The organism is Shouchella rhizosphaerae (genome assembly GCF_036700015.1).
Taxonomy (GTDB): domain Bacteria; phylum Bacillota; class Bacilli; order Bacillales; family Bacillaceae_D; genus Shouchella; species Shouchella rhizosphaerae.
The window spans coordinates 925,144-951,403 of sequence record NZ_CP144921.1; the positions used below are offsets into that span (position 1 = coordinate 925,144).

Consider the following 26,260-nt stretch of genomic DNA (forward strand, 5'->3'; position numbering starts at 1 on the left):
TTCAATATCCGATTATAATAATTCTTATTCGTCTTCTTCCTTTTCGCATCATCATTTTATCTATATAAAGGAGTGGTGGAAATTTATGAATGCTATGGACAGCCAATCCACTCAAATAAAAATTGAATATCAGTTCACTAGTGACAGAAACGCGATTTCTGATAAACAGAGAAAAGACGTTTCTGCGATTTTAGATGTCAGTGCCCGATTTAAAATTTTTATCAATGACGACCTTTACTTTGATCAAGCAGAGTTCCCGATTCTCGAGTTTTATACATACTTGTATAATTGGAAGAAGGCAATCGATCAGTCTAAAAGAGCGCAGGAGTTTCATTACTATACGTTGGAGTTTGATGAATACGAAGACGGGGCGATTCTCTCTATCATTCCTTTTGGCGATAACGCTAGACTGAAATCGATTTGGGCAGAACAAGCGCTTTATCCTGTATTTGACTTAAATTACTTGATTCAAGCATTCATCACATTGGAGAAAGACTTAAAGCGAGAGATTAAAGCGTATTTTCATATCAAACTGGAAACATTTATAAAACATATTCCCGCAGTTGTATTCGAATGGGATAGCAATTGATCAAAAATTGGGCCCTTCTTTATCTTTGCCTCCGAAATCATCACTTATTTATACGGGCTGAAAAAAGCTGACAGTAGGGTAAAGAAAGCAGTTCATTCATAGTGCACTGCTTTCTTTTTTTACCATATGGCCCACCCTTTCTTTCAGCAATTAGAAAGGAAAGGAATGAACATTCAATCCCCATAAAATCGGCAAAATAAAATAAACCAGTAACGGCACAAACGCAATGATAAAGACGTTTAAGAAAAAGCCTGTACGAACCATATCCCCCATTCGGATGTAGCCAGTACCGAATACAACCGCATTTGGCGGTGTGCTAACAGGCAACATAAATGCAGCTGAAGTTGCTAGACAAGCTGCCATCATGAAGACAAATGGGTCAGCGTCAAGAGCAAAAGCAAGGGAACCCATAATTGGATACAACATGGTGGCAGAAGCACCGTTCGACATAAGCTCTGTCATAAAGACAGTAATCGCAACGACAACAACTAGAACGACAAATGTTGGCAATACGTTTAAACCAGTTAATTGACTGCCTAAATAGTCTGATAACCCAGTTTGGGTGAAACCTGCAGCGAGCGATAATCCACACCCGTATAATAAAAAGATACCCCAAGGCAAGTTTTTGCCCGTCTCCCAGTCAAACATCCTTTCACCCGGCTTGCTTGGCGCTGGCAGTAAACAAAGCGCAAGCGCTGCAGCAATGGCAATGATGGCATCAGTCAACGTAGGAATAAATTGCACCCAAATAAATGAGCGCGTAACCCACAGAAAAGCAGTCAAAATAAAAACTACAAGGACAATCTTCTCTTCGGGCGACATACGGCCCAATGCTTTTCGTTCACTTGTCAACAGCTCTTGTCCCCCAGGAAGTTCTTTAAATGGCAACTTAAAAGCGACCCGGGTTAGAAACAACCAAATAATCGCCGAAAATAATATGGCTGTCGGCACACCAAACAACATCCATTGACCATACGAGATCTGTGCCCCGTATAGCTGATCTGCAATCGCCACAAAGATAGCGTTGCTGGGCGTGGCTACCATTGTACTGATACCTCCTACAGAAGCAGCGTAGGCGATAGCCAGCAACAAAACTTTGCCAAATACATTATCTTTAGAGTCTATATCTATTGACTTATCCTTTGCCATTTTTGATTGCACATGTTGGATTAAGGCAAGCGCCATTGGAACCATTAACATCGTTGCGGCAGTGTTGGAAATCCACATGGCAAGAAAGCCTGTCGCGGCCATAAACCCTAAAATAATCTGGTTGGTGCTCGTGCCGCATATCCCAACAATGTAAAGCGCAACTCGCTTATGCAATCCCCATTTTTCCATTGCAAGCGCAAGCACAAACCCGCCCATTATGAGGAAAATAATATTATTTGCATAAGGAGCATAGGCCGTTTCCGTCTCCAACGCACCAGTCAGCGGATACAATACAATTGGCAATAGGGAAGCCAATGGAATAGGAACTGCTTCTGTAACCCACCAGGTCGCGACCCAGCTCGTTATCGCCAGTGTTGAAATGGCGGCCATCTCCAAGTTTTCCGGACGAAAGAAAAGCTGTATCGCCGCAAATAAAGCTGGTCCTAATAGTAAGCCAATTCGTTGCCTAGTCGAATAAGCACGCTTTCGAGGCTCAGGAGGCTGCGCGGAAGCCACAGGAGAAGGATTGGTTGTTTTTCCTTCAGAAAGCTTTAACACAAATGACAACGGTTTCAAAAGGCTATTAAATAGATCCTTTACTTGATCATGTTTGGCCCAAAGCCAAGCCCATACTCTACGGACATATATAGACGCCATTCTTGCATTCCTCCTTGCGCAGACGGCTTTGCCGCCTGCTTTTATGGTCCATCAATTAACAAGAAACGGTACGCCACTTTTGCAGTACCCGTTCCACAAATGTTTCACATAACCCAAGGTAAGTAGCTGGATTGGTATAAGTTTGAATTGTTTTTTCATCCATATAGGCTAATAGCTCTTCGTTTTCCAGCAAAATCGCTTCAAGCGGCCTATCTTCTTCATATGCTCTCATTGAAGCCTCGTAAATAATATCATGTGCTTTCTGTCTTCCTACATACTTTCCAAGGCCAAGCATGACATTTTCAGAAACAATCAACCCTTTTGTTATATAGACGTTCTTTTCCATACGGCTTTTATGGACAATTAAATTCTCTAACACGCCTTGCAGTTGTTCCAACCCGCCACTTGTAAGAATGCATACTTCCGGCAAATACGACCATTCTGTCTGCCAAAATGCCATATCCCGTTCATGTTCTTGAATCATACAGTCGAGACCAAGTGATGCCTTTCTACGTACCACGTGGGATAAACTAACAATGTATTCGCATATCATCGGGTTTCGTTTGTGGGGCATGGTGCTGCTTCCAACTTTACCCATTTCAAATCCTTCTTCTAGCTCGCCAATTTCCGTCCGTTGCAAATTAATGATTTCGTTCGCTATTTTTGCCGTGGTCGCAGACAGCATGGCGACAATCATACTAAACTCGGCATAATGATCTCTTGCCGCGTGCCAAGTAACGGTAGGCTGCTTTAGCCCCAAAAGACGATTGTACTCCTTTTGGACGTCCAATCCCTTATCCCCTAAAGAAGCCAATGTACCGGCTGCTCCGCCAAACTGACCAACCAAATAACGCTCGCCTGCTTGTTCCATCCTCTCAATATGCCGCCCTATTTCATCTGCCCAAATAGAAACTTTATAGCCAAACGTAATCGGAAGCGCATGTTGGCCGTGTGTACGTCCTGGCATCATTGTGCTCTTATGTTCTTCACTCAACTTTAGACAAACGTTTAACAATGCGTTTGCTTGGTCTAACAGTAATTGATGGGCTTCTTTGACCTGCAAGGCCAACCCGGTGTCGATGATGTCTTGGGTAGTTGCCCCCCAGTGCACATAACCACCAGCATCCCCTTCACATACTTTTTCTAGCTCGCGAATAACGGTAATGAGCGGGTGTGAGGTTTCTTTTATTCCTTTACGAATTGTTTCAAAATCCATATTGGCGACAACCGCTTTTTGACTGATTTCATCAGCTGCTTCTTGCGGAATAAGCTTAAGGTTCGCTTCTGCTCGTGCTAAAGCGACTTCAGCATCAAGCCAGTTTTGCAACAACTTTTCATCCGAAAAAATGGCCCGCATCGCTTCTGTACCAAATTGGTCCTTTAATAAATGAGAATCGATCGGATTGGAAGGCATTTCAATCATCCTTTCTAGTCAAACGTTTTATTTTTATAATCGCTTATTAAAAGGATAAACATAGTCAAACGTTTTCCTTAAAAAGATCCTATTATAAAAACGCTTTCAATGTCAAGCGTTTCTTTTTCTGAATAGTGGATGCGATACTTGATCTACAAATAACAACTCACGACTAAAGCGTTTCCCATTAGCTACAGGCATTGGTATACTGGAACAAGAATAATAATTGAGGTGCAGCAAAATGGTGACGTTAAAAGAAATCGCTGAAAAAGCGGGTGTCCACCCTTCTGTAATTTCTAAGGTTGTCAATGGAAAGCCGGTCAGTATTCGAGATGACACACGAAACAGAATTCTAGCGCTACTAAAAGAACTAAACTACCAACCAAATAAAGCCGCCCAAAATTTAAAAAAAGGCTCCAACCGCGCGATTGGTATGGTAGTTCCCGACTTCTTCAACACAGTTTATGCGGAAATTATCCATGGTGCCGAAAATATGGCCGCCCAATTGGAGTACACTCTTTTTGTGTACAGCTTAAAGCAAAAAGAGCTGCAAGACGATTACTTGCCGAGGAGCATCAAACAACAAATTGACGGCATCCTCATTGCCAGCTCTGACATTGACGATTCCGATGTGCTCGCTTTGATGGATGAGCTTCCACTCGTCCTCGTTAACCGTCTTTCAAAAGGCATTGACTCATATGTTGTCGCCGACGATAGTGGTGGCGCCAAGAAGGCTGTGGCTCACTTATTGGAGCTTGGCCACACACAGATTGCCCATATTAGTGGCCCTCTTTATACGGGAACGGGGCTTAACCGTTTTCAAGGGTACCGAGCGGCTTTAAATGAAAAGGATATCCCGTTTCATCCTGCGTTAATGGTGGAGGCTCCGTACAGCCTGGTTGGCGGCTATAACGCCATGAACGAGCTTTTCAAAGCTCCGGTTCAGCCAACAGCTTTATTTGCTTCAAACCTCCTTGTCGCAATTGGGGCATTAAAAGCTTGCAACGAACATAACATTCGCGTCCCAGATGACTTGTCCATTGTCACTTTGCACGATGCCGAAATTGCAGCGATGATGACACCTGCTTTAACGACTGTCAAACTCCCCCTTTACGAGATGGGGGAAACCGCAGTTAAGCAGCTAGTCTCCCTTATTGATGAAAATCACAAAAAAGGCACGGTCGTTGAAGGGACTGAGTTGATCAGGCGAGACAGCACGAAAAAATGGAAGCGTTAAAAAAACAGCTACTCTCTCTTGTAGCTGTTTTTATTTAAAGAAATTTGTGTAATGGATATTTACATCTACGGGTCTTATTTAGCGATCCATCACAAAACTTGTTTTTGACGTTTGCTCAGCGCTTAACCAACCGGATTCTGTTAAACCATGGAGCCAGGCAGCTTCAAGCGCATCTGCTTCTGCTTGATCGGGTGTCTTGGTTGATAGTTCTGCCAGCAACTCCCCCTTGATACGACCAGATTTCCAGATCGACATCGATTCCAGATAGTCGCCTTCATAGGTCTTCGCCAAGCAGGGGCGTATGAAACAGAACTGCTTAATGCAGCTTCATACTAACTCGTGTCATCCCAAAACGTTGCTCGGTTTATCGCATCGTTCGGAAGCACTTTTTTATAAGTCAAATCGGTTTTTATAAAATTAGTCCGATTGGACAAGACGCTTCCCTGTCTCGTCCCTTTAATAACCTTTAGTAACATTCCTTTTCCTTGGCACTAACCCTGTAAGGAGTATCGCTGAGTAGGCCCATAACAGCCATGAGGCAAACATGCGATCCATTTCCGGATCTAAGTTTACGAAGATATTAGCAAAAAACAACAACACGACGACATCGAACGCCATCCCCGGCAAAGCAATGAAAACAGCGGCTTTTTGGCGTTCCCTCCGCTCCAATTTTTTATAGCGATAAACAGGATAAGTCAGACTCAAAATCAACGGAATCACAACTACATACGCAGCAACCAACAACAGCGGCTGTTCCAGAGAGAAGAAAAACTGTCCGAAAAAACGAAAAACCGCTGTCGCTCCTAACCATACTAAAAAACCCCATACAAGAAAAAACAAACTATATCACATCCTTTGGCAGCGAATGAATGTGAAAAGACTAACGGCTTCCCAATTGTTTAGCCAGCAACCTTTCCAGATAGTCGAACACTTTTTTGCCATCGAAATCTGATCTCATTAAAGACTGTACCGCCAAACCATCTATGAGCGCATTCACGAACACACTGCAGACGTCTGGCGGCATGCCGCAACATTCGTCTCCTGCTAATGCTTGAATTTGTTTTTGGAGAACATCATTCTCATAGGCCAGTAATCCGCCAATTCGCTCACGAATGTTATGATTGTGCAATCCAGCCGCAACCAATGAGAAAAATAACGAGTGATAAGAAGCATCGCTTGAATTCCTTTCATAAGCAGCTTCAAGACCTGCTTTCATCCACTCTATCCCTTGTTGGCCCGAATCCTCTTTCATCTGTTCCAACCTCCCCCAAGAGGTTTTGCACATATCCTCTACCACTTCAATCATAAGCTGCTCTTTCGTTTTAAAATGGTAGTAAACCGTTCCTTGCGTCACTCCCGCTCCCTCTGCAACAGCCTTAAGCGTTAACTGATTGACCCCATTCTCGATAATGCACGTTTTAGCCGATTCAATTAAATCTTGCTTCGTAACCACATTAGGTTCAGCCATTTTCGTTCACCACCACTATTTAGTTAGTTATATGACTAACTAAATGATATATGTAGGCAGCTACCGTGTCAACGATAGCTACAATTAAAAAATGAATCGGTTGATGCCTTGACTGACATTGATTCGATAGGATTAAACACAACAACCGGAAAGCCATAGAAAAGCCTACTAACCTCTGGGTTTAGCAGGCTCTTTTATCACACACTTTTAGCTCACGTTCTGGCTGTCAGCCTTATTTAAAGACAATTTTTTCCAACTATCAAATCGAGCGTTGCTGTAAACGATCCCACCGAGAATAATGAGCACTCCAACCCACTGAGCCCAGCTTATCGCTTCTCCCAGCACTAAAGAAGACATGATAATCACAACCGGCAATTCAGATGACGTTAGAATGGTTCCTAATCCCGGACCGACATGCGGCATTCCAATCGAAAAGAGAAGCGGCGGAAGGACAACGCCGAATATGCCCAGTGCGAATCCATAAGGAAGGATCCCCATTAATACATCTAAGTCAAATAAAAACGTTGGTGGAAATACAATAAATACGGTCAATACGCCTCCTGTGCAAAGAAGAGCGCTTTTTAAAACGGGAGGCGTGTCCTTTTCAACCGAACCACTCAAAAAAATGAATGTGGAAAAGGATGATGCTGCAAGCATTCCCCAAAAGCTTCCTTGCCATGATAACGCCAAGTGCTCCTGAAATAGAATATTGGCTGCCAACATGGAGCCAACCAGAAGCAACGCGATGGAAATAAGTTTCCTCTTGGTCGGCTTTTTCTTATGGAATCCCCACTCTAACAAGGCCCCGATCCAAACAAATTGGAACAAAAACACGATCGCTAGAGAAGCGTTTAAAGTTTGCAAGGCTTGGTAATAAAATATTCCTGTTAACCCGAATGGAATACCAGATACGATAAGCTTTAAAAATTGTAGACGTGTCGGTTTTTTCTTTTTCGTAAAGAACACTGCAAGCCAAATAAGCACAACCCCGGAGAGATATTGCCCTCCGGTTACTGCTGACACGGTAAAACCTGCTGCATACGCCAATTTAACAAAAGTAGACAATACCCCGTAACTGCAGCCTCCTAAAAAAACAATCAATGCATAGTGCCATAATTTCATCGCGCCAGTTTCCTCCTTTATTGAACGCAAAAAACCACACAATGACCGTACGGCCTTTGTGTGGCGAAAATAGAAATTGCTCTCTAGAAAAGTCCACAACTTCCCAAATAGGTTTTAGGTAAGTTATTCTGTTCCGTTCATAGTATAGGAGCATCCTTGGAACATTGTCAATTCTTATGTACGATTTTTAAAATGATATCCTTCATTGGGTTATGAGGAGAGTAGCCCAGGAAGTTCCATCCACTCGAAAATTCGACCATTACTGGATTACTCAAATAGCCAGAAACAGGAGAGAACTTCTCAAGTTACGTGCCTCGCCCACACTTTGAGTAACAAAAGCAATCTCCTCCTTCAATAGCTTAAAGCTGCTTTCTATACAATGACCAAGAACTAGGCTATTCTAATACAAAAGAAAAATGATCTTGTACCTTTGGGCGGTCGGCTCCTCACGAACCGGCTGGTGAAGAGATTTTGACTCGCTCCCCGAACCTGGACGCTTATAAAATACGTAAATTGATTACTAATTTTACAGCAGCTCAATAGAAAGCGAGTAAAGCGTAAAGGTATGAAATAAAAGGAAAAATTCAAATCCTGGATGTGGGCATGAACAAAAAAATGAAATCGATTACTCTCTGGGCTTGTTTTCTCGTATTGTTTTCAGTCCTTATCAGATAAATTTGTTAAACTGTTAAGGACCATAACTAAGTAAGGAGTTGAAACAGAATGTTTTATGCACCATTATTTGAGAACGATGTACCAGTAGCAATCTCCCGCTAGCGGAGAGATACTGAAAAGCTACTCTCTCCGTGAGGCATAATAAGCCTAAAAAAACGGAGGGTACAAAAAATGAAACATACATTACTAGGGTCTTTGTTTTTGGTGTTAGCTTCAAGCATTTGGGGTGGCATGTACGTTGTAGTGAAAATTTTAGTGGAGGTTATTCCTCCGGTTGAGCTTGTTTGGATGCGCTATGTCATTGCACTTGTAGCGTTAGTCATTTTAGGGTTTGTGACCAAACAAAATTGGTCCATCCGAAAAAAACACTTTAGGATTATCGTGGCTATCGCGCTTGTAGGATACGTGGTTTCCATTATTGCACAAGAAACAGGAACGATGCTTTCAACGGCACAAATGGGAGCGATTATTACAGCTACGACACCCGCTTTTATGGTGTTGTTTGCTAGTGTCATACTAAAGGAGCGATTAACTTTCAAAAAAGCGATGTCTGTATGCTTGGCTACGTTAGGGGTTATTATTATTGTTGGCGTTGATAACCTCAATGTCTCCAGCACACTTGGTGGCATTTCGTTAGTCATCGCTGCGTTAACATGGGCTTTAATGTCAGTCCTTATTAAATGTTTACCTAGCGACTACTCACAAATTGTTGTCACAACATACGCGACTTTATTAGCCGTTGTTGTGTTAACGCCTTACGTGATACCAAGATTGCTTCAATTGGATGTAGCTCAACTCACGAATCCTACGATTTGGGGTGGATTAATCTATTTAGGAGTTATTTCGACTTCACTAGCATTTTTATTATGGAATCGTGGACTACAAATGCTTAATGCCTCTAGTGGAGGTGTGTTCTTTTTCTTTCAGCCCGTGGTTGGAGCCTTATTAGGCTGGCTCATATTAGGAGAGACTATTAACATAACCTTTTGGCTTGGTTCTCTTCTTATAATCATAGGTGTGTTGTTGGTGATCAAAGACAACCAACAAGAAAAACAAACATTACACATGGAAGAAACAAAACGCGCTTAATCATAGGAGGAAAAGATATGGCAACATTTAATGATTTTCAATAACTAGACATGAGGGTCAGAGAAATCATTCGGACCGAATCATTTCTAAAGCAAGAAAACCAGCTTACAAGCTTTGGGTTGATTTTGGAGAATAGATAGATGTGAAACAATCTAGTGCCCAAATTACAAATTGCTATAACTAGGAAGAGCTTGTCGGCAAACAAGTAGTAGGTATCATCGATTTCCCTCCAATGAAAGTTGCTGATTTTCGATTTTCAGTTAGAAGTCCTAGTTACGGGTTCTTATTCCGAACAAGGGATTGTATTAATTTCACCACAACGCCTTGTAAAGAATGGAGATCGAATAGGATAATAGTAAGGTCCGCCTTCTTTATAGGTGGGCCTTTCTTTAGTGTCGCAATTTTGGAAAAGAAACTTAAGTCCTCTTTAGTTGGTCCCCAAAACGGGGGAAGAAGTTAAGCCTATGAAGAGCACAAGGTATACTAGACTTCGGCCTTTTTCTTCTTGCCGCTGTTTCTTCTTTTGATTGGTTCTTTGAGAGGGTTGCACCTCTTACATTGGCACGTTCACTTTGGTTTTTTGTTGAATTACTGCTTAACCTTGAAATAATATGATTTGAATGGTCATATAAACATCCCCTTTTACTTTTTAATTATAGGAAAGTCCATTAATGGCTGTCCTAAATTTATTACGCTTCTAAGGTGCCTTAGTACAAGAACAAATCTAATTTTTTTCCTTACTTTTTCTATATAGTTCACTCCAGACTATAAAATCGTTCAAATCTTTTTGTTCTATAAGTGACAGGATTCTAATTGGCTTCCTATGAGAACTTCTCAAACTACGTGTTCTCCCTGCACTTTAAGTAGCAAAAGCAATCACCTTCAATAGCTTAAAGCACCTTTCTATACAATGACAGAGAACTAGTCTATTCTAATACAAAAGAAAAAGAGCTTGCACCTTTGTTCCTCGTGAACCGGCTAGTGAAAACAGGAACAAGAGATTATGACTCGCTCCCGAACCTGAACGCTTTTGAAAAAACACATATACAGCAGCTCAATAGAAAGACCGAGTAACGCGTAAAGGTATGAAATAGAAGGAAAAAAATTCAAAAATCACGGATGTGGTTATCATGAACAAAAAAATGAAATCGATTATTCTTTGGACTTGCTTCCTCGTATTGTTAGTAGGAAGTGCCGCTTACTTCAGCACCAAACTATTTCCTAATGACACAATAACTTCGGAGGCGAGGCTGCCAGCAACAGCCGAAACGGAAACAAGAGATTACTACGTCTCACCACAAGGCAAAGATACGAATCCTGGAACAATGAATGCCCCGTTTGCCAGTATCCAGAAAGCAATCGAATTAGTCAAACCAGGCGGCACTGTGTTTCTTTTGGAAGGAGTCTATCACCAAACGGTGAGCATCAATAAATCAGGATCCCCTGACCAAGGTTATATATCATTGCGCAATGTACAGGGACAAACGGCAATAATAGACGGCAAGGGCGTAAAGTACGTTGAAGATGGCGTCATTCGTATTGACAATGCCAGCTATGTACGTGTCGAAGGCATTGAAATACGCCATTTTTATACATCATCCGCCGATGTCACGCCCGTTGGCATTCATGTGAGCGGTAGCGGCAGAAATATTGAAATGATAGGGAATCGCATCCACGATATGGGAACGAACGCAGATCAGCGAATAGGAGGCGGTAATGCACATGGCATTGCCGTTTATGGTAACTCGGCAACTTCATTGGAACAGCTTGCTATTATCGAAAATGAGTTGTATAACCTGAAGCTAGGGGCGAGCGAAGCGATGGCGATTAATGGAAATGTAGACGGCTTTCGTATTGCGCAGAATATCGTGCACGATAACAACAATATCGGCATCGACATCATCGGCTTTGAAGGGACCGCGCCGAATCCTTCGCAAGATCAGGCTAGAAATGGTGTAATTCAAGAAAATCATGTATACAATAGTTCCTCTTTTGGCAACCCCGCCTATGGGGAAGATTACTCAGCCGCCGGTATCTACGTGGATGGAGGCAAAGCTGTAAAAATTATCGATAATGACGTTCACCACAATGATTTTGGAATTGAACTGGCAAGTGAGCATGCCGGCGGTGCCACTTCAAATGTGGAAGTATCAACGAACCGCATTTATAACAATCATGGAGCAGGCATTACCCTTGGCGGCTATGACGAAGACCGTGGAAGAACGGAAAATTGCATTATTAAAGAAAATGAGTTAACAGAAAATAACGCGAAGCATCTTGGTTACGGTGAAATCAATCTAGCCTTCGACACTAGAAACAATGAATTGCATAACAACTACATCAAAGCGAATGAAGACGGATTAATGATTACAAACGAGTTCCCCGAAAATGAAGGAAATAGCGTCGACTATAATCACTATAGCAGCAAAAATCAAGCGTATTGGATATGGAAGAATGAAGAGTTTGATGATTTCGCAGTCTATCAAACAGAGACCGGGAATGATCTGCATTCTGATTTGAACTGAATTTAGAAACTATAAAACAACCCGATAGAGTAGAATCCTGCAATGGCTCCTTCATGCACCAACTAAAATCACACCAACTATACGCGTGCCACGAATTCGTAATGGCCAGCACCAACGAAGCGAGCAGGCGTTGGTGCTGGCCTTGAAGCGAAATAACCGGAATTTCATTTAATCATCCTTCTTTGTGTGAAATAAACGATTATAAGCGGCTAGACAAAGGGGATAATGGTCAACTACCCATTGACTCCTTTTGTCATGCTCATTGTTCAAATCGAAGAAGCACCTTTCTTTCGCTTGTCCTGTTGGGTCATTTATCTTAACAAACTTCTCCGCTAATGCTGCGAAAAATAACTGATAACTTGATGGGTAAGGATAAGGGTAACCATCTAGTTTACTGCCTAATAACGTAATTTTCTCATACCCTATTAAGGTTTCCGAACTTATATAACCTCCCGCCTCTTCCAATACCTCTCTTTTTAGAGCTTCGACGATCGTTTCACCTTCTTCCATATGTCCTCCTGGAATTTCCCAGCCTCTATTCTCTAACCTCGTTAGTACTAACCGTTCTTCAAAAAATAATAGACAATGGACTGCGGTGACTAAATGAGTTGCTGGTGGAACATTTGATAACACCATTTGAATGATATTTGGACAAGGTACACTTTTATTGTTTAGTTGTTCCTGTATAATCATTTTCGTCTCCTTTATTCGTATATTTAACGCGCTAGATTCATCATCCACTCATCAAGCCTTTTAATTTTATGTAGGACAGTAATGCGCGGGAAATTTCAATAATCGCCTAAAGTCACAAGCAGGATTATAAACTTTTCTAACGAATAAGTACCCCAATTTGATTTTAAAACCGGCAATGGCGATCAGCGACAAAGAATTGGAAGTAACTAGAAAGGAGTAGAGGATATGAACAAAGAACAGAATAATGCGGATGCGATTGGGTACTGTAGCATGCGATTTCCAGTCACAAATTTGAAAAAATCAGTCGACTTTTATTGTACTGTCTTGGGCTATGAATTGGTTTCAACAGATTATTCGTTTGGAGAAGCACATATTGCATTGAAAAACAGAAATGGTCCAGGTATTTTTTTGATGGAAACTAAACCTGAAGATGTCACACAATTGAAGTTTGTCTTTCCTCATTCATTCTTTATCACAAGCAGCACCGGACATGTGACGATGGTTGAGATATTAACGAATGACTTGCTTGCGTTGCATGAACGGATTAAACAAGCTGGAACCCCTATTGATAAAGAACCTATATTTACTAATGATTTCGGTTATTTCACCTTTTATGACCCGGACGGGCACTATATTCGCGCAGTTGAAGAAAGGGGCGTCTATTTCGACTTGAAACAACGAATGAGTTCAACACTCAAACGGGATTTGACTGAGCATGAGAATCAGTTGCTATGGGGGCTATGTGAAAAAGCTAGTGTCGAGCAGCAAAAGTTTCTCAGCTCCATCATCTCAGAAATTCAAGGTTCTTAAGCAGGCGTCGTAAACAACCAGGCATGCATTCGGAACCGGGGGAAGACCAAGAGAAAGTACCCAATCTCCCTGTATCTTTGTGAGTAACGAAATCTAAAGGTGGGAAAAAAGATGCTAGACATGGCTGAATATTTAACATTTACGTGAGAAAGAAGGACTTCTATTCATCGCTCAATTTGACCAGATGCCAACTGTGCTGCTGCCCACTCCACCATCTCAAATGCTCGATTGACGGAAACAGAAGTCAATATTGTTTTGACATAACTATGTCTCCTTCTCCAATAGCTGATAATAAATTTCATTATTCTGATGGATTACTTGGGACTAATAACAGTGTTAGCATCCGGAAATGCTTTCACACGAGTTTTTAGCTCACTTTCTCCTTTGTTCCATTGAGAAAATTCTCGAAAGTATAATGGGACACCTTGAGTTTTAGAAAAGTCCAAACTATCCATTGCTTGTATATGGATATGAGGTTGAGTTGAATTTCCAGAATTCCCGCAATTAGCGAGATATTCCCCTTCTGAAATATTCTGCCCTTCTTCCACTACAATTGAATCTAACTGTAGATGAACAATTGCAATATATAAATCAGAATTATCTGGAGCAATTATTACGTAATTTCCAGCTATTGCTTCCGGCCCTTTACGAATTCTATTGGCTTGAGTCAACATATATGGTAACAATGTAAGTAGTGAGCGCCGTGCTTCATGATCAGGTTCGCCATTATGAATGCTTACTACTTTTCCAGAAACAGGTGAGATAACTGGCTTACCAAATGCATAGAAGATTTCAGGAGACTCGGATCCCAAAAGTGTATTCCAACTTCTTGATGAACTTGTTCGATTCTGGTCATCAACTGCAATAAAGTCAATTGCGTAACCTACCCCAAACATATCTGTGCCATGACTCGGTATTCGTTGTGCCGGAGTATTGCCCACCATCCATTTCCCAGTAAAAGGAAGAGATCCAGTTATACCGGGACCATTATCATGTTTTGATATAGTTGCTTCCTTGTTATACATACCATCACCCTCCCTATATCGCAGAATCAAAAGTACTAAAATTCTTTTTTAATAGACTTATTATTTTACTCATCCTCTTTATGATTACGTTTGCTCTTACTAAAAAATTATAAACTCAATAATAATATACCAATAATTAAAATATTTAGCCATCGTGTTCCAACCATCAGCAAGAAAATCAAGTGATGCTATAGGTGCACCATAAGGACAGATACAAGAGCTAAATTAATCATAACCCAAGAACAGACAATTATAATAGAATTGATTTTAAACCAAGTTGAACTTGTAATTGATATCTTATAAACAAGTCTTCGCCAAACAAAGGTAATAGTGAAGAACGACAACAATTGGAAGGATCAGTATGGATATCACAGTTTCGATCATGAAAAAATGTCTACTGCCTCAGGGAATGATTGTGCAGTCCAGCCATGCTTTCAAGTTTGTCAGCAATACAGCATACGGGTACAAAGTTAGCTTTATTTGATTTTATGTATTGGTTTAATCATTTGTTAATTTACTGGTCTCTTAATTACTTAACACCGGGGGTTGGCATCTTATGAAACTGTCTAATTCTGTGTTTATCCCATCGTACTTCTCCATCGCACGTTAAAAGAAGTGGAAGAAAAGACTCCAAGAACGAATGAACCTCCCCAAAAAAGAGCGCCCCCCGACGCTCTTAGTATCCTTACATCCCTACTCTTCCTTACCGCCCCTCAATCCACTCCACGCTTTCCTGTTGCGCTTCTTCCAAGGCTTGTTCTACCGACATCGCGCCGGTTAAGGCGCCTTCGGTTTTTGCTTGCAAAATGTAGCGTGGCTGGGAGGAGGCCCATGGATAGCGGGGTGTGACGGCGTTGGTCATCGCTTCAAGGACGGGTTCCATTAGCTCCATCTCCTGGATGCTTTCCCATTCGGCTGCCTGTTTGATGACAGGGGTAGCCCCCCATTCTTCCCATAGAAAGCGCTGGAAGTATTCGCTTGCGCTGAACTTAATAAATTCCCAAGCTAGGTCTTTGTTTTTGCTCGTTTTTCCGATTGCGAGCGGGCTGCCGGAGAACATGCCGCCGACGCCGTTTTCATTTTTAAAGTTTTGCACAATCGGGAAGCGGTCTTGCAAACTTTGAGCGTAAATGGTTTTTAAGTTGCCGTTTCCTTGGTTGATGCCAATGGCGATATTGTTGCTAGGCGTCAGCCAGCGTTCATTGCCTTGGCCGTTAATAAAGCTTTTTGGCATGTAGTCGGCGAGCTCAACCATCGCTTCGAGCGCCTGTTTCATTTCAAGCGAGTCGAAGTGCAGCTCAATGTCTTCCCAGCGTTGGCCTGTGCCCCATTCGCCGCCAAAGCCTTCCATAAGATTGGCGAGCGTTAAAGCAGTGTCGTTTGTGCCGGGAAAGTAAATGCCGTAGTTTTGTTCACCTGTGACTGGATTTTCGCCTGTCATTTGCTTCGCTTTGTCGATCACTTCTTCCACTGTCGGGTAATCGGAAAGTGGCTCGACGCCCCATTGTTCAAACAATAGCTTGTCGTATTGGATGAAACGGCCGTCCCCAAGTACTGGCAGGGAGTAAATTTGTGGTGTGTCATCGTCTGGACCGAATACTTTCCAGCCTTCGACCAAGTTGTCGTTATAGACGCCTAAATCAAAATCGTCGTCTTCTTCAATGAATGGTTCGAGTGGTTCTACCAAACCTTGGGCGGCAAAATCGTTGACGCCTGGCATTTGGTAGACGTCGGCCTGGCTCCCGGCAATCATTGCTTGTGTATTGGCGACATAGTTGCTCCATGGCATCATGATGAATTCAATCGTAACGCCTGGATGAAGCCGTTCAAATTCTGCTTTTGCAGCATGGAAACCGGTCGCTTTTTGGCCTGTAATCGGATCTGTTGTATCTTGCATCTTAAAATCGCCAATCATCGCGACGGTCAAGTCTGCGTTTTCACTCGGGGCATTTTCTGTTTCCGTTTGCGGCGCACAACTGGCGAGCATCACCAACGAACAGGCTGCCACATGTGTAATCAATCGCTTCATTTTTGCAGTCCCCCTATTCTTTTAATCCACTAAGGGCAATGCTTTGGATAATATAGCGCTGCAAGCAAACAAATACGATAATAATAGGCACAACGCTCATCGTAGCCAGCGCCATCGTCATCCCCGCCAATGCCGTTCCGTTCTCTAACGAAAAGCTGGCGAGAAAGAGGGGAATCGTCTGGAGTTGTTCCGAATTTAAGACAACGAGCGGCCACACAAATTCATTCCAGTTGCCCATAAATGACAAGATGAGGAGTGTCGCTGTAATCGGGCCGGCCAGCGGCGCGTAAATTTGAAAAAATGTTCTGAATTCACTAGCGCCGTCAATCGACGCGGCTTCCCGCAAACTGTCAGGAATTTGGTCAAAAAATTGTTTGGTAAGAAACACGCCTAGGCCATACAAAATCGAAGGCAAAATGACTGGCCAAAATGTATCGAGCAAGCCAACATGATTAAACATTGAATACAGCGGGATAAGCCGCGCTTCAATGGGCACCATCATCGTCGCAAGCACGACAAGAAACAGCAGCTTTTTCCCTTTAAAGCGCCCTTTTGAAAAGGCATAGCCCCCTAATAGCGCGGCCGATACTTGTAACACGACAGAACCAAACGTCACCAATCCTGAATTAAGATAAGCACGGAAAATGCGGCCATTTTCAAATACCAATTCATAGTTAAAGATCGAAAACAAATCAGGAATGAAGCTTGGCGGGAACGGTACTTGAATATTCGCCATTCGGTCAAAGCTAATGCTCACCATCCATACAAAAGGAGCGATGACGAGCAGCGCGCAAACAAAAAGAAAGACATAGATCACGATTTGAGCAACACGCCGGTTTGTTTGTTGGCTTTGGGCCAATTTCATCCCCTCCTATAGTTTCAAGCGCGTCAGCTTGAGGTTCAGTACTGTAAATGCAAGAATGATGAGAAACAGCAATACCGTGATGGCAGAGGCAATGCCAAATTCAAACCCGCCAAAGCCCCGCTCATAAATGAGGGCGACCATTGTCTGCAAGGAACGGCTGGGGCTGCCCCCTGGACCGCCAAGGACAAACACTTCTTGGAACCGCTGTAACCCAGAAATCCAGCCCATAATAAACAGAAAAGCGAACGTGCCTGCCATGTTCGGAATCGTGATAAACAGCCATTGTTGCAAACTGGAGGCGCCGTCGATTTCAGCAGCTTCATACAATTCCGGTGAAATCGCCTGCAAATTGGCCAAACAAATAATAATGACAAAGCCGAGCCAATGCCAAACAGCCAGCAAAATGACGCCTGCTTTTGAGGTTGATGGATCAGATAGCCATGGGGAAGTTGGCAAGCCGAACATGTCTAAGAAATGGTTAATGAGGCCGACTTCCGGTTGGAGCACAAACATAAAAATCATCGCAGCAGCAACGATTGACGTGACATTGGGCAAGAAAAACAACACTTTAAACATGCTTTGAAATCGTTTAATGCGATTGATCATGCAGGCGAGGACAAACCCGGCTGGAATCGCTAGCAGCAGCTGAAAAAAAGCAATATAAAACGTATTGTAAACCGCATTCCAAAATGCACTTGAGCCTAGGACACGCTGATAATTGCCTAAACCGATCCATGTCTCGATCGTCCCGTTTGAGCGGTAAAAACTCAAACGGAATGATTCAAACACGGGATAAAGAATAAAACAAGCAATCCCTAATAACGTTGGCAATAAAAACAAATACCATGTGAGCGTTGATTTTGCGGCTTTATTTCGGCGTGTCTGTAGTTGAACACTCTCCCCCATTTTCGCTTTCATCCATTTCTGGCCTCCTTTTCTTTCAATTAGAAAATCCGCCGTTGCCAACCGTTTCGTTTTGCAATCGCTTCAGCAAAGAAATAATCACCATAAATGAGAGAGACGTTTATGTCGCGGCCTTGTGGGGCATTGCCTGTTGCCTTCGTCAAGATCGCCTCGCTCTCGTCACTCGCCAAATAGTGGGTGCTCAGCGATTGCAATATCTTTTCTGCCGCCCGCCGGTACATTCGTTTTTCTCGCTGTGGCACTTGTGCTTCGATTTCAAGTAAGCCAGAAGCGGCGATGGCTGCGGCGGAACTGTCACGTGGCTCCTCTTCTTCCCCGCCACAGCGAAAATCCCAGTACGGTACATTGTCTTCTGGCAGTGCTGCAAGAAAAAAGTGGGCAATTCGTTTAGCTGCATGCAAATAGGCACGCTTCCCTGTGTGGCGACAGGCGTTGGCAAAGCCATACAACGCCCAGGCGTTCCCCCGGCTCCATGCTGAGTCAGGTCCGTATCCTTGGCCGCCAATGGACTCGATAAATTCCCCTGTATGGGAGTTAAAAGAAAGGATATGGCTTGTGCTGCCATCGTCGCGGACGCCCCATTGCAACGTTGTATTAGCGTGTGCTGAGGCGATCTGTCCGTAGCTCGGATCATTGGTGACGCGGCTGGCCCAATAAAGCAAAGAAATGTTCATCATGCAGTCAATAATGGCCCAGCCTTTTTTGTCGTCGCCATTCCACGCTTTAATAAAACCGCCAATTGGATTGAACCGCCCTGCCAAATAATTTGCTGCCTTCAAGCCGATTCGGAGCCCGTCTTCGCTTCCCGTTTGTTCGTACTCCATCACCGCCGTCAATAAAAATTGAAAGCCCACATCGTGGTGCAAGATGATTGGATGTTCTTGGAATGCTTCCTCGATTTTCCGTGACCAACCTTCTGCTTGATTTTTAAAGAAAGCATTGCCTGTCACATCATGCATCAGCCAAAGCAAACCAGGGTAAAAGCCAGAAGTCCACCAGCTAACAGGCATATCGTCGTACCGCCCGCTGCTATCTGATGCATGTGGTGAACGATTCTCCATTTGCTTGACCATCCTTGTGATGCGTTGTTCCAATTCATCGATGGTGATGATGTGTTGTACTGTTTCCATCTGACTCCCTCCTTTTGATACACATGATAGCGCTTCCACCAATGAAAAAATCATGATACAATGGAAAGAAATATTGTTTTGTTGCACAAAAGGAGTGCGGCAGTGATGACAAAAAAGCCGTTGTTCCAGCAATGTCCCCAAAGCTCCGAAGCGCTTGATTGGCATCATAAGAAGCTGTTTTATCCGACTGATTACAATGGCTATTACCATTGGCACCAAGGTTGTGAATTGCTCATTGTATTTGACGGAGCCGGCAGTGTCGTTGTGAACCAGCAAATGTCGCCAATCAAAAAAGGCATGCTTTTTTTCTTCCAGCCCTTTCAATTGCACCATGTTGCGCCTGCTTCCGCTGCTCCATATGAACGGGCAACGCTACATTTCGATCCATTGCATGCCGAAAAGCGCCTAACAGCTTATCCGGCGATGGTCCAATTTTTCCGTCAATTGAAAAACGGCTACAACCAAGATCCGTTTATTGATTTTTCTGAAGACTACTTTTACATTCGCTCTTTATGCGACATGCATGACAAAATGGCTGAAGCAGCTTCGATCAACGAACGGGCTGAACGGGAAGAGTTGCTCTTGATTCAACTGCTCAGTTACATGCAGCATCAGCTAAAGGGACGGCCTCCTACAAAGAAGCTCCGCCACATTCATTACGCCGAACGGATTATGGGCTGGATTGAAGACCATTTAACGGAACCATTTAATCTGTCGCTACTGGCACAGGACTTGTATTTGTCCAAGTCATATGTTTCTAAAGTGTTTCGCCGTGAGACGGGAAGTAGCATTACCGACTATTTAACAGCGCGGCGCATGAAAGAAGCGTGCCACCTTTTGCAAACGACGAGCTTGCCTATCGACGAAATTAGCCAGCGTATCGGTTTAACGAATGTCTCGTATTTCATCCAAATGTTCAAGCGCAAAACCAATGCAACGCCGCACCAATACCGCTTGTCTATGAATACAGACAACAACCACGTATAAGTAAGAATCGAAAATCCCCAACAATAGATCAGCTAAACCTACCCATGAAGACTACACTGTTTGTAAGCGCAAACAAAAGGAGAGGGTTTAATGGATCAAGTGCGGATCGGTGTGATTGGCGTTGGCAATATGGGTAGCGCCCACGCTGCTTACTTAGTAGAGGGAAGCATAAAAGGCGCATGTCTTGGCGCATTATTGGAAGAAGATGGAGAGCGAGCCAGTGCCGTGCAACAACATTTTGGCGCCAACGTGCCTGTATTTACAAATGAAAGCGATTTCTTTCACGCCAATGTCGTTGATGCCGTCCTGATTGCCACGCCACACTACAGCCACTCACGCCTTGCTGAACAAGCCTTTGCCGCAGGCCTGCACGTCCTGTGCGAGAAGCCTGCGGGCGTATACACGCGCCAAGTACGAGAAATGAATGAAGCAGCTCAAAAAAGCGGACGTGTGTATTCTTTAATGTACAATCAACGGACAAAGCCGATTTATCTAAAGCTTAAAGATTTGATCCAATCGGGCGAACTAGGGACGATTCGGCGAATGAACTGGATCATTACCGATTGGTACCGCTCCCAAAGCTATTATGACTCAAGCAGTTGGCGCGCCACCTGGCCAGGCGAGGGCGGCGGCGTTCTCATCAACCAGTGCCCACACCAATTAGATTTATGGGGCTGGCTAATTGGCATGGAACCGAAACGAATCCGTGCTTTTTGCTCATTTGGAAAATACCGCGATATTGAAGTGGAGGATGAAGTGACCGCTTATATGGAGTACGAAAGCGGTGCGACCGGTGTGTTTATTACGACAACAGCAGAAGCTCCAGGGACCAACCGCCTTGAAGTGACTGGCACAAAAGGAAAAGCGGTTATTGAAGGCGAAACGCTGTCTTTTTGGCAGTTGCGGACGCCAGAGCCCGCGTTTAATGCATCCTATAAAGGTGGTTTTGGTGCTCCAGAACATTGGAAAATTGATATCCCTGTCGCTGGCGCCGAAACGGGGCACCAAGGCATTACCCAAAATTTTGTCGATGCGATTTTACATGGCGTTCCACTAATCGCCCCAGGCGAGGAAGGCATTCAAGGCCTGACGTTATCCAATGCCATGCATTTATCAACGTGGATCGACAATTGGGTCGAACTCCCATTAAATGAAGCCCTTTATGAGCAAAACTTAAACGAACGAATCCGCAACTCTCCAGGAAAAACGGTCACAACCAATCAAACGTTGGATGTACGAAAAAGCTACTGAGGAGGAAAACGATGAACAAGCAAAATGGGATGAATTATGCGCCAAAAGGAAAACCAAACAAAGTCGTCAATAAAGACGAATTTCGCTTTTCTGCAATCGGGCTTGACCATGGACATATATACGGTATGTGCAATGGCTTGCTTGAAGCGGGGGCAACGCTTGTGTCTGTGTACGACCCTGATCCTAAAAAAGTCGCTGCTTTTGTTGACACTTATCCAAATGTGCAAGTGGCTGGTAGCGTTGCCGATATTCTTAGCGATGAAACAATCGCTTTAGTTGCCGCGGCAGCGATCCCATCTGAGCGGGCCGCCCTTGGCATTCAAGTAATGGAAAGCGGTAAAGACTATTTTACAGACAAAACGCCGTTTACATCGCTTGAGCAGCTTGAACAGGCAAAAGCAACCGTTGAGCGGACTAAACAAAAATACATGGTTTATTACAGCGAGCGCTTGCATGTCGAATCGGCAGTATTTGCAGGCGATTTAATCCAGCAAGGAGCGATTGGCCGCGTTTTGCAAGTAACCGGGTTTGGACCGCATCGGCTTAACGCCCCAAGCCGTCCAAAATGGTTTTTCCAAAAAGAGAAGTATGGCGGCATTCTTTGCGACATCGGCAGCCATCAGATCGAGCAATTCCTGTATTTTTCCGGGGCCCGCGACGCGACTGTGCTTCACAGCAAAGTCGCCAATTATGCCAATCCTGATTACCCTGAACTTGAGGATTACGGCGATGCGACGCTCGTCGGTGACAATGGCGCGACACACTTTTTTAAAGTAGATTGGCACACGCCAGACGGGTTAAGCACATGGGGAGATGGGCGGACGTTTATTACAGGGACAGAGGGGACAATCGAACTGCGCAAGTATGTCGATGTCGCTCGTGACAATGGTGGCGACCATCTCTATCTGGTTAACAAAGATGGCGAACAGCATTTTGCTTTATCGGGGAAAGTCGGGTTTCCGTTTTTTGGCGAATTGATTTTGGATTGCTTAAACCGGACGGAACACGCGATGACGCAAGCCCATGCTTTTAAAGCAGCGGAGCTGTGCTTGCGCGCCCAAGCACAAGCTGAGCGTATGATGCCATCGGAGCAAACAACATGAGCGGCGCACTTGTGCAAACGCCAACATTGAATTTCAACTACAAAGAAGACCATAAAAATGAACGGACGCTTTCCTTTCACTCTCACGAACAAGCAGAAATCTTTTATTTTCATGAAGGCAAATGCACGTACTTAATTGGCGATCAAATTTTTTCCCTTGCCCCTGGCGATATCATTTTAATGAATGGCTTGACACTTCATTGCCCAAAGCTGTATCACGGCCATCCTTATGTCCGCTCAACGATTCACTTTGACCACCGTTTTTTTCAGGAGGTGTTTCAAGCATTGGGTGACGACCACGCCCTTTTGCCATTCGCCCAAGTGAAGCCAGTGCGCCTCTCTTTTACTGGGGGCAGCCGCCAGCAATTGGAACAGCATCTAGCCCAGTTACATGATAGCCAAAAGCGGGGCGGCCCTATGGCTGCGCCCCGCTTCCAGTTAGCTTTTATGGATCTGCTTCTTTATCTTTGCTCCTATTGGGGCACGTCACAGAACGAGCTCCCTCAGGGGGAAATGAGCCAAAAAGAAAAGACCGTCCAAGCGGTCGTCTCCTTTATTGAAAGCCATTATCATGAACATCTCGGCCTTGAAACGATAGAAGAGGCACTTCACGTTAGCAAATACCATCTGTCGAAAGTGTTCAAAGAAATGACAGGCGTAACGATTTTTAAATATTTGTATCAGCGGCGAGTCAACCAAGCGAAAATTGAACTTCTCGTAAGCGACGCCAGCATTACTGATATTTGCTACCAAGTTGGCTTTCATTATCCGTCCCATTTTACAAAAGTGTTTAAACAATTTACAGGCATCACGCCTGCTCAATACAAGCGCCAAAGCATGTCTGGCTAAGCATTGGCTTAGCCAGAATACACTCGTCGTTAAAGCTGTGTCGCCAAATGCTGTAAGTTGGCGAGGCTTATGCGCAAGCTGTCCATCGGGTCCCTTTTGCATACATCTTGTTCGACAACATACCACTCTACTCCATTTTGTTCGCCCCATTGCAAGATCGGCAAAAAGGGAATCGACCCTTCTCCGACTTCGGCAAATGTCTCTTCCTCATCTTTCGTCATATCCTTCAAGTGGATCATTGGCATTCGCCCGCTGTACGTCTGAATAAATGTATATGGATCGCGACCGCCTTTTTTTACCCAGTAGACGTCAATTTCAGCTAGAATGCGGTTATCTTGGCTCGGTTCAAGCAAATAGCTAAGCGCATCTTGCCCATCGATCGTTGTCTCAAACTCGAAAGCATGGTTATGGAAACCGATTTGAAAATCAGGTGCCTGTTGCGCCACGTTATTTAGTCCTTCCTTAACGGCCCGGTACCCTTCCTCCGTCCGCAGCTCTTCAGGCAAATATGGGCAGAACAAAGCGTTTGTCCCGTATTTCTGTGCCTCTTTCAGCACAAGGTCAAGCTCATTCGTCAAGCGAGCAAACGGCACATGCATTCCGGCAGCAACCACATTGTTAGCCTTTAAATGGTAAGCGACTTCATCTTGGTCATAGCCTGCTGGCAACCCTGACAATTGCAGCCCTTTATAGCCCATTTGTGCAAGCTCTTTAAAAACTGGGCCAATGCCGACTGTTTTTAACTGTTCACGAACAGTAAATACCGTTACTGCAAGTTTTTCGTTCACCCGTATCGCCCCCTATGCTTCTACTATAGGCGATTCTAGCCACACGCACTTGTTCTTCGTTGTGTAAAACCGCTTTTTGTTTTTCCCTCATTGTGGTTTAGCCTTTGATGCCTGTAAACGTGATCCCGCGAATAAACGTTTTTTGCATAAAGAAGAATAACACGATAATCGGCAACGTCATCAGCGTCGAAACGGCCATCATCATATGCCACTGAGAACCTTGCTGGTTTTGGAATTGCTGGAGTCCAAGCGACAATGTATAGGCCGCTTCATCAGTCAAGTAAATAAGCGGTCCAAGAAAATCGGTCCACGCCGCCATAAATTGGAACAGCGCGACTGCTAACACAGCAGGCTTGGCTAATGGAAACATGATTTGCCAATAAATGCGCCATTCGCTGGCCCCATCAATTTTTGCAGCTTCCCGTAATGTGTCAGGAAGGCCTTTAAAAAATTGCCGCAACAGAAAAATCGAAAAAGGGATACCGAAAAAAGCTGGCACAATCAATGGCAAGTTTGTTCCCACCCAACCTAACTGGTTAAAAAGCAAGAAAAGTGGAATCATCGTCACCTGTGTCGGAATCATCATGACGCCAATCGTAATCGCAAACAACGTATTGCGGCCACGCCACCGGAGCTTTGCAAAACTATAGGCTACAAGCGGGCAGGAAAGAACAACTCCGAGTGTGCTTAATCCTGTAATAACGGCGGTGTTCCATGTGTATGTCCAAAACGGAATATATTTCGTTGCTTCAATATAATTCTCCCATTGGAAAGGCCGCGGCAAAAATTCTGGCGGAAACGTAAAGACTTGCGTAATCGGCTTAAAAGAAGTAGACACCATCCACACAAACGGAACTAAAAACAAAATCGATGCAAGAATTAAAATGGTATGAGCGTAGATGCTTTTTAATCGTTTTTTTGCCAATGTGTTCATGCGGCACCTCCTAATCGCCTTGGTAATGGACCCATCGTTTTGAACTCCAAAAAACGATGGCCGTCAACGCCATAATGATGACAAACAAAATCCATGCCATTGCCGATGCATAGCCCATCCGGAAATAACTAAACGCGTTGTCATACAAATACATGACGTAAAATGTCAATGAATCAGCAGGGCTTCCAGAACCTTGTGTCATCGTATAAGGCAGTGTGAATTGTTGAAACGCGCCGATAAAGCCCATCACCAAATTGAAGAAAATGACAGGCGTCAACAACGGCAGCGTAATATAAAACGTCTTTTGCAGAAAGCTTGCACCATCGACTTCCGCTGCTTCATAGTACTCTTGCGAAATATCGCTTAGGCCAGCCAAGTAAATGATAACCGCTTGTCCAATCCCCCAGAGCGACATCAAGATCAATGCCGGTTTTGACCAAAATGTGCTGCCAAGCCAAGGCGGCCCTTGTATGCCGAACCAGTCTAGAACAGCGTTGACCAACCCGAATTGTGGATTTAACAGCCAAATCCATAAGATTGCCAATGCAACATGTGGAACAAGAGTCGGCAAAAAGAAAATCGTCCGGTACACAGCCATGCCACGCACCCGCATATTCAGCACCATCGCCAAAGCTACGCCAAAAATAATGCTCAGGGGCACGAATAAAACAGCAAAATAAATGGTATTGTAAATCGAAATCCAAAACAACTCGTCTTGAAACAACTCGCGGTAATTAGCCAAGCCAATAAATTTGCCGCTTTGCAAAATGCTGTAATCCGTAAAACTGTAATATATTGAAGAAATCAAAGGGTATGCGAAAAAAAGCAAAAGCCCAATGATCCAAGGCAACGCAAACAGCCAACCAGCTAAACTTTCATTCGAACGCTTGCGGCTTACCCGTACTCTCGGTGCCTTTCCCGTTTCCAATTTTGCCATCTTCCACCCTC

General features: G+C 43.9%; 24 protein-coding genes. 9 read left to right on the forward strand and 15 right to left on the reverse strand.

Annotation, left to right across the window (positions count from 1 at the left end):
* The first annotated feature begins 85 nt into the window (after positions 1–85).
* Positions 86–589, forward strand: coding sequence for a hypothetical protein (locus tag V5G21_RS04895; RefSeq protein ID WP_338465275.1), 504 nt, complete (start codon positions 86–88; stop codon positions 587–589).
* Between the two features lie 150 nt (positions 590–739).
* Here V5G21_RS04895 and V5G21_RS04900 read toward each other — a convergent pair whose 3' ends face one another.
* Both V5G21_RS04900 and purB read right to left on the reverse strand, forming a co-directional pair.
* The gene (locus V5G21_RS04900) at positions 740–2,395 is read right to left on the reverse strand and encodes an SLC13 family permease (protein ID WP_338465276.1); all 1,656 of its coding nucleotides are present in this window, start codon (positions 2,393–2,395) and stop codon (positions 740–742) included.
* Positions 2,396–2,450: 55 nt separating this feature from the next.
* A complete protein-coding gene (purB, locus tag V5G21_RS04905; RefSeq protein ID WP_095236657.1) occupies positions 2,451–3,809 on the reverse strand; it encodes an adenylosuccinate lyase in 1,359 nt (452 codons plus the stop codon).
* A 241-nt stretch (positions 3,810–4,050) separates the two neighbouring features.
* Between purB and V5G21_RS04910 the strand changes: the two genes are divergently transcribed.
* Positions 4,051–5,046, forward strand: coding sequence for a LacI family DNA-binding transcriptional regulator (locus V5G21_RS04910; protein ID WP_338465277.1), 996 nt, complete (start codon positions 4,051–4,053; stop codon positions 5,044–5,046).
* 78 nt (positions 5,047–5,124) lie between these two features.
* Here the strand turns inward: V5G21_RS04910 and V5G21_RS04915 are convergent, their stop codons facing one another.
* The 4 genes from V5G21_RS04915 to V5G21_RS04930 form a co-directional block, all read right to left on the reverse strand.
* Complete coding sequence (locus V5G21_RS04915) at positions 5,125–5,301, reverse strand: hypothetical protein (RefSeq protein WP_338465278.1); 177 nt, start codon at positions 5,299–5,301, stop codon at positions 5,125–5,127.
* A gap of 201 nt (positions 5,302–5,502) precedes the next feature.
* Positions 5,503–5,886, reverse strand: a complete 384-nt coding sequence (locus tag V5G21_RS04920) for a DUF5367 domain-containing protein (protein WP_338465279.1) — start codon at positions 5,884–5,886, stop codon at positions 5,503–5,505.
* A gap of 40 nt (positions 5,887–5,926) precedes the next feature.
* Positions 5,927–6,514: a TetR/AcrR family transcriptional regulator gene (locus tag V5G21_RS04925; RefSeq protein WP_338465280.1), complete on the reverse strand. Its 588-nt coding sequence runs from the start codon at positions 6,512–6,514 to the stop codon at positions 5,927–5,929.
* 207 nt (positions 6,515–6,721) lie between these two features.
* The gene (locus V5G21_RS04930; protein WP_338465281.1) at positions 6,722–7,636 is read right to left on the reverse strand and encodes a DMT family transporter; all 915 of its coding nucleotides are present in this window, start codon (positions 7,634–7,636) and stop codon (positions 6,722–6,724) included.
* Positions 7,637–8,482: 846 nt separating this feature from the next.
* Between V5G21_RS04930 and V5G21_RS04935 the strand changes: the two genes are divergently transcribed.
* Together V5G21_RS04935 and V5G21_RS04940 are read left to right on the forward strand one after the other, a co-directional pair.
* A complete protein-coding gene (locus tag V5G21_RS04935) occupies positions 8,483–9,400 on the forward strand; it encodes a DMT family transporter (RefSeq protein ID WP_095236652.1) in 918 nt (305 codons plus the stop codon).
* 1,130 nt (positions 9,401–10,530) lie between these two features.
* Positions 10,531–11,925 (forward strand): right-handed parallel beta-helix repeat-containing protein, encoded by a 1,395-nt coding sequence (locus tag V5G21_RS04940; RefSeq protein WP_338465282.1) that lies wholly within the window; start codon positions 10,531–10,533, stop codon positions 11,923–11,925.
* Between the two features lie 168 nt (positions 11,926–12,093).
* On the opposite strand, the gene V5G21_RS04945 is transcribed toward V5G21_RS04940, so the two are convergent.
* Complete coding sequence (locus V5G21_RS04945) at positions 12,094–12,618, reverse strand: NUDIX hydrolase (RefSeq protein WP_095316268.1); 525 nt, start codon at positions 12,616–12,618, stop codon at positions 12,094–12,096.
* Between the two features lie 225 nt (positions 12,619–12,843).
* Here V5G21_RS04945 and V5G21_RS04950 point away from each other — a divergent pair, with 225 nt between their 5' ends.
* Complete coding sequence (locus tag V5G21_RS04950; RefSeq protein ID WP_035202954.1) at positions 12,844–13,428, forward strand: VOC family protein; 585 nt, start codon at positions 12,844–12,846, stop codon at positions 13,426–13,428.
* Positions 13,429–13,742: 314 nt separating this feature from the next.
* Here V5G21_RS04950 and V5G21_RS04955 read toward each other — a convergent pair whose 3' ends face one another.
* The 5 genes from V5G21_RS04955 to V5G21_RS04975 all read right to left on the reverse strand — a co-directional run bounded on the left by V5G21_RS04955 (position 13,743) and on the right by V5G21_RS04975 (position 19,401).
* The gene (locus V5G21_RS04955; RefSeq protein ID WP_338465284.1) at positions 13,743–14,453 is read right to left on the reverse strand and encodes a M23 family metallopeptidase; all 711 of its coding nucleotides are present in this window, start codon (positions 14,451–14,453) and stop codon (positions 13,743–13,745) included.
* Between the two features lie 703 nt (positions 14,454–15,156).
* Positions 15,157–16,482: an ABC transporter substrate-binding protein gene (locus V5G21_RS04960; RefSeq protein ID WP_338465286.1), complete on the reverse strand. Its 1,326-nt coding sequence runs from the start codon at positions 16,480–16,482 to the stop codon at positions 15,157–15,159.
* Between the two features lie 13 nt (positions 16,483–16,495).
* Positions 16,496–17,341 (reverse strand): carbohydrate ABC transporter permease, encoded by an 846-nt coding sequence (locus V5G21_RS04965; RefSeq protein ID WP_338465287.1) that lies wholly within the window; start codon positions 17,339–17,341, stop codon positions 16,496–16,498.
* Positions 17,342–17,353: 12 nt separating this feature from the next.
* A complete protein-coding gene (locus V5G21_RS04970) occupies positions 17,354–18,265 on the reverse strand; it encodes a carbohydrate ABC transporter permease (protein WP_095239250.1) in 912 nt (303 codons plus the stop codon).
* Between the two features lie 26 nt (positions 18,266–18,291).
* A complete protein-coding gene (locus V5G21_RS04975; protein ID WP_338465288.1) occupies positions 18,292–19,401 on the reverse strand; it encodes a glycoside hydrolase family 88 protein in 1,110 nt (369 codons plus the stop codon).
* A gap of 105 nt (positions 19,402–19,506) precedes the next feature.
* Between V5G21_RS04975 and V5G21_RS04980 the strand changes: the two genes are divergently transcribed.
* From V5G21_RS04980 to V5G21_RS04995, 4 genes are all read left to right on the forward strand, one after another.
* On the forward strand, positions 19,507–20,388 hold the full coding sequence (locus V5G21_RS04980) for an AraC family transcriptional regulator (RefSeq protein WP_244835513.1): 882 nt from the start codon (positions 19,507–19,509) through the stop codon (positions 20,386–20,388).
* A gap of 90 nt (positions 20,389–20,478) precedes the next feature.
* A complete protein-coding gene (locus V5G21_RS04985; RefSeq protein ID WP_338465289.1) occupies positions 20,479–21,639 on the forward strand; it encodes a Gfo/Idh/MocA family oxidoreductase in 1,161 nt (386 codons plus the stop codon).
* An 11-nt stretch (positions 21,640–21,650) separates the two neighbouring features.
* Positions 21,651–22,742 (forward strand): Gfo/Idh/MocA family protein, encoded by a 1,092-nt coding sequence (locus tag V5G21_RS04990; RefSeq protein ID WP_011248118.1) that lies wholly within the window; start codon positions 21,651–21,653, stop codon positions 22,740–22,742.
* Positions 22,739–23,590: an AraC family transcriptional regulator gene (locus tag V5G21_RS04995; RefSeq protein ID WP_095236641.1), complete on the forward strand. Its 852-nt coding sequence runs from the start codon at positions 22,739–22,741 to the stop codon at positions 23,588–23,590. The genes V5G21_RS04990 and V5G21_RS04995 overlap by 4 nt, the downstream gene beginning before the upstream one ends.
* A gap of 29 nt (positions 23,591–23,619) precedes the next feature.
* On the opposite strand, the gene V5G21_RS05000 is transcribed toward V5G21_RS04995, so the two are convergent.
* From V5G21_RS05000 to V5G21_RS05010, 3 genes are all read right to left on the reverse strand, one after another.
* Entirely contained in the window at positions 23,620–24,378 is a 759-nt protein-coding gene (locus V5G21_RS05000) for a sugar phosphate isomerase/epimerase family protein (RefSeq protein ID WP_095236640.1), read from the reverse strand.
* 97 nt (positions 24,379–24,475) lie between these two features.
* On the reverse strand, positions 24,476–25,312 hold the full coding sequence (locus V5G21_RS05005) for a carbohydrate ABC transporter permease (RefSeq protein WP_035202970.1): 837 nt from the start codon (positions 25,310–25,312) through the stop codon (positions 24,476–24,478).
* Between the two features lie 10 nt (positions 25,313–25,322).
* Positions 25,323–26,249 carry a carbohydrate ABC transporter permease gene (locus V5G21_RS05010; protein WP_094425771.1) on the reverse strand — a complete coding sequence of 309 codons (927 nt, stop codon included), beginning with the start codon at positions 26,247–26,249 and terminating at the stop codon, positions 25,323–25,325.
* Between the last annotated feature and the right edge of the window lie 11 nt (positions 26,250–26,260).